Raw genomic sequence first — 1,422 nt, 5'->3', positions numbered from 1 at the left:
GGAAGCCGCCAAAATAGCTCACTTTTAAGTGACGAAATAGCTCAAATTAACTTGACAAAACACAGCCTTGGACGTTTTGTAAGGAGCAAACACCCCGCAGGAATTCCGGCGGCGAAACGGGAAGCGTCGGCCGGCGTAGCGATCTGTGGGTGCTCGTAGTTTCTCTTAGCAACACCGTTGCTAAGAGAAACAGAGCGGAACCCCACCGGAAGCCTAGCCGAGCCGACCGACCGTAAGCCGCCAAAAAACAAGCACCTCATGAACACCGATGAGCAACTTCACCGCACGGTTGCGGCTTCAGCGCTTGATCCAACTTCCACAATTACGTAGCATATGGCGTGTTTTTGGTGTTTATGCTGGTAGACAAGTTTTTGTTAGTGCTTTTGACATCCTGACGTCCGGGATTTAGAGGATTTTAGGTTTTAGGTTGCTGTTAACGACACCGCAATCTCAAATTGTCGAAACATCGCAGCAATTTCTGAGCCTGGCGGCAATATTTGCACCCGGCTGTGACGAATTCAGGAAAAATCGCCTCGACCATGAACTAAATCGGCCACCCTGTGTTGAATTTTCCTGATTTTGTCACAAACCCCTCCGAGCTACCCCCAAATTTTCCTGGTTCCGTCACAAGGCCCTTCGCGCCACCCCCAAAATTTCCTGATTCTGTCACAAGGCCCTTCGCGCCACCCCCAAATTTTCCTGGTTCCGTCACAAGGCCCTTCGCGCTACCCCCAAATTTTCCTGATTCTGTCACAAACCAGACACACTAAAGCTGTGGAACTCGGGAGCACCTCATGAACACCGATATGCGACTTTGTAGCGCGACGCGGCTCATGAAGTCACACGCAATACGAGCCGTGCAGCGTAACCGCACCCGCCACGATACCCTTCGTGCCGGACACGGTGCGCGCGCCCGTCACCTGGGCTGATGCGGGCGGCTGGTCGGTCACGCGGCCGATGGTGAAACTCTCGATGCCGTGAGCGGCAGCGGCTTCATGAGTCGTCGGCACGAAATCCGGGTGAACCGCCACCACCATGCCTATACCAAGGTTCCAGGCATCCTCGACCTCGACGGGTTGCAAGCCCCCGGCGGACATTAGGAACTTGAAAATCCCCGGTACCGGCCACGAACCACGATCCACCACTGCGTGCAAACCGGCGGGAATCACCCGCGCCAGGTTCGCCGCCAAGCCACCACCCGTGACATGGGCGAAAGCGTGGGTGCGGTTCCCGTCCAAATCCTGGGAAAAATCGCCGGCATACCACGCGGCCTCGCCACCTTGGTTTTCCAGCTCCAGGCACAGACGTGAATACAAACGCGTCGGTTCCAGACAGGCCAAACCCAGGGTATAGGGGCGGGAGGCCGCCCCGACCGCGTCGCGGTCGGGAGCGGCCGGGGCGGCGTTGGTGCGGCCGGCGGCC

General features: G+C 57.2%; 1 protein-coding gene. It reads right to left on the bottom strand.

The features are described 5' to 3' along the window. Positions 1–839: 839 nt before the first annotated feature. Positions 840–1,422, bottom strand: a 583-nt coding sequence (locus HMPREF0577_RS10360; protein WP_004013846.1) for an AIR synthase-related protein, incomplete at its 5' end; no start/stop codon positions are given.

Origin of the sequence: Mobiluncus mulieris ATCC 35243, assembly GCF_000160615.1 — a bacterium.
GTDB lineage: Bacteria > Actinomycetota > Actinomycetes > Actinomycetales > Actinomycetaceae > Mobiluncus > Mobiluncus mulieris.
Note: the sequence above shows the minus strand (reverse complement) of the source record. Positions and strands in the feature narration are given on the sequence as shown.